Origin of the sequence: Ureibacillus massiliensis 4400831 = CIP 108448 = CCUG 49529, from assembly GCF_000772965.1 — a bacterium.
GTDB lineage: Bacteria > Bacillota > Bacilli > Bacillales_A > Planococcaceae > Ureibacillus > Ureibacillus massiliensis.
In genome coordinates this window covers 53,555-60,647 of sequence record NZ_JPVQ01000024.1, presented here as the reverse complement: position 1 = coordinate 60,647, position 7,093 = coordinate 53,555, and the positions used below count along the sequence as shown (strand labels likewise).

At 32.8% G+C, this 7,093-nt stretch carries 8 protein-coding genes; 1 reads left to right on the top strand and 7 read right to left on the bottom strand.

What is annotated here, in order from left to right; genetic code table 11:
* Positions 1–112 precede the first annotated feature (112 nt).
* The 3 genes from CD30_RS12760 to CD30_RS12750 form a co-directional block, all read right to left on the bottom strand.
* Positions 113–1,021 (bottom strand): SDR family oxidoreductase, encoded by a 909-nt coding sequence (locus CD30_RS12760; RefSeq protein ID WP_036177600.1) that lies wholly within the window; start codon positions 1,019–1,021, stop codon positions 113–115.
* 235 nt (positions 1,022–1,256) lie between these two features.
* Positions 1,257–1,760: a DinB family protein gene (locus CD30_RS12755; protein WP_036177598.1), complete on the bottom strand. Its 504-nt coding sequence runs from the start codon at positions 1,758–1,760 to the stop codon at positions 1,257–1,259.
* Positions 1,761–1,862: 102 nt separating this feature from the next.
* Positions 1,863–2,762, bottom strand: a complete 900-nt coding sequence (locus tag CD30_RS12750; RefSeq protein ID WP_036177595.1) for a LysR family transcriptional regulator — start codon at positions 2,760–2,762, stop codon at positions 1,863–1,865.
* 134 nt (positions 2,763–2,896) lie between these two features.
* Here CD30_RS12750 and CD30_RS12745 point away from each other — a divergent pair, with 134 nt between their 5' ends.
* Positions 2,897–4,117, top strand: coding sequence for an MFS transporter (locus CD30_RS12745; RefSeq protein ID WP_036177592.1), 1,221 nt, complete (start codon positions 2,897–2,899; stop codon positions 4,115–4,117).
* Between the two features lie 107 nt (positions 4,118–4,224).
* On the opposite strand, the gene CD30_RS12740 is transcribed toward CD30_RS12745, so the two are convergent.
* The 4 genes from CD30_RS12740 to CD30_RS12725 all read right to left on the bottom strand — a co-directional run bounded on the left by CD30_RS12740 (position 4,225) and on the right by CD30_RS12725 (position 6,866).
* Entirely contained in the window at positions 4,225–4,665 is a 441-nt protein-coding gene (locus tag CD30_RS12740; RefSeq protein WP_036177589.1) for a CoxG family protein, read from the bottom strand.
* A 272-nt stretch (positions 4,666–4,937) separates the two neighbouring features.
* A complete protein-coding gene (locus tag CD30_RS12735) occupies positions 4,938–5,630 on the bottom strand; it encodes a hypothetical protein (RefSeq protein WP_036177586.1) in 693 nt (230 codons plus the stop codon).
* Positions 5,627–6,502, bottom strand: a complete 876-nt coding sequence (locus tag CD30_RS12730) for an ATP-binding cassette domain-containing protein (RefSeq protein WP_036177582.1) — start codon at positions 6,500–6,502, stop codon at positions 5,627–5,629. The genes CD30_RS12735 and CD30_RS12730 overlap by 4 nt, the downstream gene beginning before the upstream one ends.
* Positions 6,495–6,866 (bottom strand): GntR family transcriptional regulator, encoded by a 372-nt coding sequence (locus tag CD30_RS12725; RefSeq protein WP_036177580.1) that lies wholly within the window; start codon positions 6,864–6,866, stop codon positions 6,495–6,497. The genes CD30_RS12730 and CD30_RS12725 overlap by 8 nt, the downstream gene beginning before the upstream one ends.
* Positions 6,867–7,093 lie beyond the last annotated feature (227 nt).

Below are 7,093 nucleotides of genomic sequence, written 5' to 3'. Positions count from 1 at the left end.
GTGGACTTTCACCACCTAGATAGTTGCCATGCCTGGCACACAATAAAAAAGTCATCCAAAACTGGACGACTTAAGTAAATATTCATATAATTACTTTTTTCACTTTCTCAACCTATGAGTAACGAATAATACCTCCATTAACATGTAAAACTTGACCTGTTACATAGAATGATTCATTAGTAGCTAGATAAACAAATGCAGGTGCAACTTCGAATGGCTGCGCTACACGTCCCATTGGAATATCGGTTCCAATTGTCGCTATATGATCTGCGGGATAAGTACTTACCGTTAGTGGTGTCCACGCTGGGCCAGGTGCAACAGCATTTACACGGATTCCCTTCTCTGCAAGTGACAATGCCAATGAACGAGTGAATGAAACAACAGCACCTTTTGATGCTGAATAATCAAGGACATTTTTCTCACCCTCATAAGCAACTCTTGATGCTGTGTTTATAATTACACTCCCTTGTTTTAAATGTGGGAGAGCTGCTTTTGTCATATAAAAAAGCGGAAAAACATTAGTTCGGAAAGTATCTTCAAGCTGTTCATCTGTTACATCCATAATATCCTTTGTGTATGGCTGTACAGCAGCATTATTTACTACAATGTCTAAGCTTCCATATGTTTCTATAGTACGACTTACCGCAAGTTTTGAAGTTGATGGTTTCCGCAAATCTCCACGTAAAAGTAAGCAGCTAATACCAAATTGTTCTACATATTCCTTTGTCTCATGTGCATCTCTGTCCTCATTAAGATAAACAATGGTCAAATTTGCACCTTCTTTAGCATAGGCAACTGCTACTGCACGTCCAATTCCACTATCGCCTCCAGTAATGAGGGCTACCTTACCCTTTAATTTTCCATTACCTTTTATGCCTGTATAATCAAATATTGGTCTTGGATTCATTGCCCATTCTAAGCCAGGTGCCTGTTCTTGATGTTGTGGTGGGAAAGCAATCGGCTGCTGCACTACCTTTTGCACAACACCAAGATACGGGTAAACGGGATAGTCTTGGTCCATATTTGCGTCTCCTTCTTATCTAAATCTCATTCTAATAATCCATAATAATGTGACCTAAAGTAATTCCTTAAGAAAATCTAATTCTGAGGTATAGTATGTTGGAAAGTTCAATCGTGTGCAGTGGGGATTATAGCAGCTCTTCAAAACTTTGTAGGTTTATCGTAAATATAAAACTCGAATACAAAAATTCGTATTCGAGCTTGAATGTTTAATTTAATTAACTTACTTAATACTTTTATTTAATAAACTCATTTTCAGGTAAGCTCAAGATGTCTGTATTTTTTGGAATATAGCCAAGCAACCTGAGCATTACGACAATTTGTCCCTTATGATGAAATTCATGGGTAATGGAATGGATTAATAATTGATGTGGCGTTTTTCTAACGAGTCCACTACCTTTTTTCCAATCGAGTTCTTTTTCAATTATAACATCAAACTTATTGCTAAATTGTTCAATTACAAGGTCAACATATTGATCTGCTTTTTGAAAATAACGTTGTATATCATCAATTTGCATTTCATTTATTTCTTCTTTTGTTAATAATGGTGAAGACGTTTCTGAAAGCACAAAACAACCAAGCCACGCATGATAACACCCTGCAATATGTATTAAAGAATCTTTAACACTTTGAAAACCAAATCCAAATTCTTTTGTTAAATCATATTCATTCAACTCTTTACACTGATCCAACAAAATCTGTCTCGTTTGTTTAACCCATTCAAATTCTTGTTTTATCATGAGAATCCCACCTATTGAAAAATGATTACCAAAATTTTCTTTTCATTATACATGAACGGGAAACATACTGGAACACTGTATATTAAACTCTAAATTTATTAGTTACTCCTCAAAATATTCTAAAAATTTTTTTATCAATCTCGATTGACTTCGATTTTTTGAGTAAATACCACCAAATAACAGATTAAAATTAAGTGGATATCCTTTTAAAGGAATGGAAATAATCCGTCCACTTTCCAAATAGGGGTCATCTATTAACATCATACTGGAAAACAAACTAATACCAATACCCTCTGACACAGACTTTTTAATTACCTCTGAGTTTGTTGATTTAAAAATAATATTTATTGGTCCGTATTCCTTTTCAAAATCCTCGATTAAATTATTGTAGAAATTTTTCCCATATATCACAAAAGGATACTCTCTAATATCCATCAGCTGTAGTTCTTTATTAATCGCCAATATTGAGTCCTTTGGAACGATTACATTAAAAGTGCCTTGTGAATGAAATGCATGAAACGAAAAATGTTCAGGAAATTTGTGTTTAACTGAATTTAATACCGCAATTAATCCTAAATCCACTCTGTTTTCATTTACTTCTTCAATAACTTCTTTATTTTCCATTTCCATAATGGTTACTTTTATTTGTGGGAAATCCTTTTTAAATTTTGACAGCGCTTTAGGTAAATATGTCATAAAGATGCTTGGGACTGTGGCTATTTTCAGCTCTCCAATATAAGAGGATTTCAAAGATTGAATCTCTTCTTTTAATTCATCCGTTTTTATTAAAATCTCAAGAGCTTTCGTAATGATATTTTTCCCTTCTTCTGTAGGAATGGTTCCGTTTCGAGAGCGTTTAAATAGTTGAACTCCAAATTCTTTTTCCAATAAAGAAATAGACTGACTGATTGCAGATTGAGTAACATGCAGATTTTTTGCTGCTATAGACATCGATTTTGTTTCAATCACTTCTTTTAAATACTCCAACTGTTCGAAATTCATCTTACGCTCCTTTATATTAGCATTACTAATATTATTATTAATAATTATAATTATACATTAAAGTTAATTAACTATATAATCATTTAAGTTCAAAATCGAACATGATTTATGTAAGAAAGAAGAGAAGTATTGAAATGAAAGAAAAAATATGGACGAAAGATTTTATATTTGTTTGTTTAAGTAACTTTTTTGTGTCACTTAACTTTTACGTTCTTGCAACAGCATTCCCCTTATTTGTAAAAGATATTTTAAATGGAAATGAACAACAAATGGGCTTGGCTATTACTATTTATTCTTTAGGGATTGTTTTGATTAGACCTTTTTCTGGTCAATGGGTGGATCGTTTTGGTAGTAAGAAAATGGCTCTTGTTGGATTGGGCATTTTTCTAATCGCCTCCTTCAGTTATTTTGGTGCGATGGGAATTATAATTTTTTTAGTAATTCGTTTTCTTCATGGAATGGGCTATGCCCTCGCCTCAACAGCAACAAACACAATCGCAGCCTCACTTATTCCAGTTTCACGGCAAGGTGAAGGCGTTGGATATTTTAGTATGTTTATGAGTCTAGCGATGGTAATTGGACCAGCTTGTGGTTTATTTCTTTGGAAAGATAAAAACATTACAGTACTATTAGTCGCTGCATGTATTATATCAGCACTATCCCTCCTGTTTGCACTTGCACTACGAAAATCAATTCCGAAACAAAACAGTACTGCTTTAGTTCAAAACAATGAAACAACTAAGAAAAAGAAAATGCAATTCACTGATTTTATCGAGCTAAAAGCATTACCTATTGCATTACTTGCATTTTTGCTTGCCTTTTCTTATAGTTCGTTATCTGGGTTCTTAGCTTCTTTTGCTGCTGAAATCCATCAAACTCAAGTTGCAAGTTTGTTTTTTGTAGTGTTTGCCTTAATGATTGTTCTGTTTCGTCCACTTGTTGGGAAAGCGTTTGATAAATATAAAGAGCATTATTTATACTATCCATCTATTTTATTGTTTGGTGTTGGTTTGTTGCTATTAAGTCAATCTCATACTGGAAATATGGTATTGTTCTCGGCTTTACTAATGGGAATTGGTTACGGTGCACTATTTTCATGTTTTCAAACACTTACTGTTAAATATGCCCCTATCCATCGTAGAGGAATTGCAACAGCGACATTCTTATTATTTTTCGACTTAGGCTATGGCGTCGGATCCTATGTCATGGGACTAATCGCTTCCATCATTAATTACAGCATGATGTATATGATAGCAGGAATTATTACTTTGCTATCGGTTAGCTTATACTATCTATTCCATCATCGACCAATCGCTAAACAGTCTATTCCTAATAAAAAACAACACGCAATCTAATAAAATTGTTCACTATGTATTGATTAAGCATATACAAAAGCCTGTAACTTATCGTAAAGAGTAAGTTACAGGCTTTTACTTTTGCATTTATTATCTTTATTTTGAAACTATGAAAAGACTACTATTTTTCGTGCAATCGATTCAGTTAAACGGGATGTAACCTTTGGAACAGCCCATTTAATGATTGGTGTTAACATGGCACCAGATAATCCACCTGCATGAACTTCCACGGTACAACTCATTGTTGTTTTCCCGTTAACTTCTTCTGCAGTAAAATGTCCGCTTCCTGTAAAATTATCGGATAAACCTTTGAGCTCAAACTTAATATTCGATGGTTCATTATACTCAGTAATATCTACTTGTGCTTTTATTGTTTTTTTAATACCCTTTACGCTACCTTCAAAAGTCCAAATAGATTGTTTATCGCTTATGATTTCGTGTTCTTTATAGGCTGGTACTGCCGTTGCCCATTTTTCAAGATCACTGACATAATCCCAAACTGCTTGTACATCTACTGGTATTTCTACTGTATGTGTTCCCGTTGCCATTATGATTCCCACTTTCACTACGTTTGAATTTATATTGTATTTCTACAATTAACTATTATTACATAAAAACATACACTTACATACAAAATTATAACTCATTACAATTTAATCTAATAAATAAAAAGAGCGCAATTCAACTGAACTGCACCCAATTTTAAAATAACTAATTTACGAGTTAAGTTAACTTTTCTTCCTAATACTTTAATTTTTCAGTTTAATAATTGAAACAGTTTTCAAAAATACTTGTAAAGATGTTATTAGCTAACTAGCTGTTACCTGATATTTGATATTAATCGATTCCCTTTCTCTAAAGGTGCATTCAACATTAGTAAATAAGAAAAAATAAGTAAAACTAGAGATAATACAAACAGAACTGTAACAAACAGTAAATAATTCGTGAAAATAAATTCAAATAACCAGCTTATATCTCCAAAGACAACGATTACTATCGTGATCATTAAGAGTAATGTTGCGCCAGCAAGTGATATCACTGATCCGTAATTAAACCAAATCGTTTTAGCAATCATGCCTAAACTAAATAAAAAGATTATCCAAGAAAAATCTATCCATAGATAAAACAGTCCATTTGAGCTATTTACTAGCTCTGCTAAGTGGAAAAGATTACTAGTACTGTTTATTAAATTTGTTATTAGATAAAATGAATTTAGGAGTAGCACACTAATAACACTATATAGGAAAGCTGTTAAATACATGGCTAGAACGAACTGTTTTCTTGTTCCACCTAAAGAAAGAATGTATTTATAGCCACTAAAATTAATAAATGGATATAGTAGAAAAACAAAAAATATTGGACCAAATAAAATAAATCCTCCCGATTCTGTGGCTCCGATAAATCCTAAAAAGTTATAGAAAACAAAAAGGACAAATGTAATAGTAGCATTTATATAAAATGTTAGGCTCATTTCTTTCATCATTAGCCTGAAGGGGCCAGTAAAGGTATTCATACCTCATTCACCTCTTTTTTTGTAGTATAATTCACAAGATAATCCTGTAATGGTGCCTTTTCTATAGTGACACCAGCTTCTTTGGCTCTTATTTTCCACTCATCATTAAAATAATCGTCTATCATCACATTGATTTGTTTTCCAAGTTTTCTTTTCTCTAAAATCGTATTGTCTTTAATCAAAGCTTCTATTGATTGGGATGAGCCAGATAAAAGGATACCACGCATTTTTAATTCTTCCGTATTTTCATAACGAACAATTGTCTGGTGATTGATGATGGCAATCTTTTCACACAATGCTTCAATTTCATCTATATGATGTGTTGATAAAATAATTAAACGTGGATCTTCCTCATACGTAGTTAGGAGAACATCGTAAAATTGTTTTCTCATATAAGCATCAAGTCCATTGGTTGGTTCGTCCATTATGGTAACTGGTGATTTACTTGCAAGACCAACGACAATTTGCAACATCGTTTGCATCCCTTTAGAGAAATTTTTGATTTTCTTTTTTCTTGGTAATTCAAATAATGCGACAAGATGATTAGCCAGCTCCATATCCCAATTTTTATTAAATAAAGATCCAAAGTGTAGCGCGTCCTCTACATTCCATAGGATTGAGAATGGGTGATTTTCTTGTATATAAGTGATGGTGTTCATAGCTTCATTATTGTTATAAGGTGTAATACCGTTCACATTAATAGAACCATTATCAATATTTTCCATACCGGATAAAATCTTCATAAGTGTTGTCTTTCCAGATCCATTTCTACCCCAAAGCCCTATGATGATTGGCTCCGTTTCAGAAATACTTACATTCTGGAGAGCGGGGGTATTTCCATATGAAAACGAGACATTTTCCAGTTTAATCATCTTTAAAATCCTCCTTGATCATTTGAAGTAATTCTTCTTTTTTAATTTCAATCCGCTTTGCTTCTTCCATTAATGGCTTTAAATACTCGTTGTAAAAATCCTCTTTACGTTTTTCAAGAAGCTTTTGTTTTGCACCTTTTGCAACAAACATACCAACACCTCGTTGCTTATATACATAACCAGCTTCAACAAGTGCTGTAAGTCCTTTTTGTACTGTTGCTCTATTTACTTGATAAAATTTAGAGATTTCGGTGGTAGAAGGAATTTGATCACCTTCTAACAACTCACCTTCCACTATTTCATTAGCAATCATTTCTGAAATTTGTTGGAATATAGGTTTCGAGTCATCAAAAACAGTTTTCACAATTTTCTCCTTCCTAACAACCCTGATTGGTTGATTAGTCGTGTAATCAACTATACAATATTTTTTTCTTTTTGTAAATCAAATTCAAAATGCAATTTATTTAAATAAAAAGCAAAGAAAAGATAGGCCCTCTTTATATCGTATATTTTTATTATTAGTATCCTTTTTCTTTTTTGTAATTGCTTAAACATTACTCCGTTAATTTCGAATAAAAAACCTCGAATACA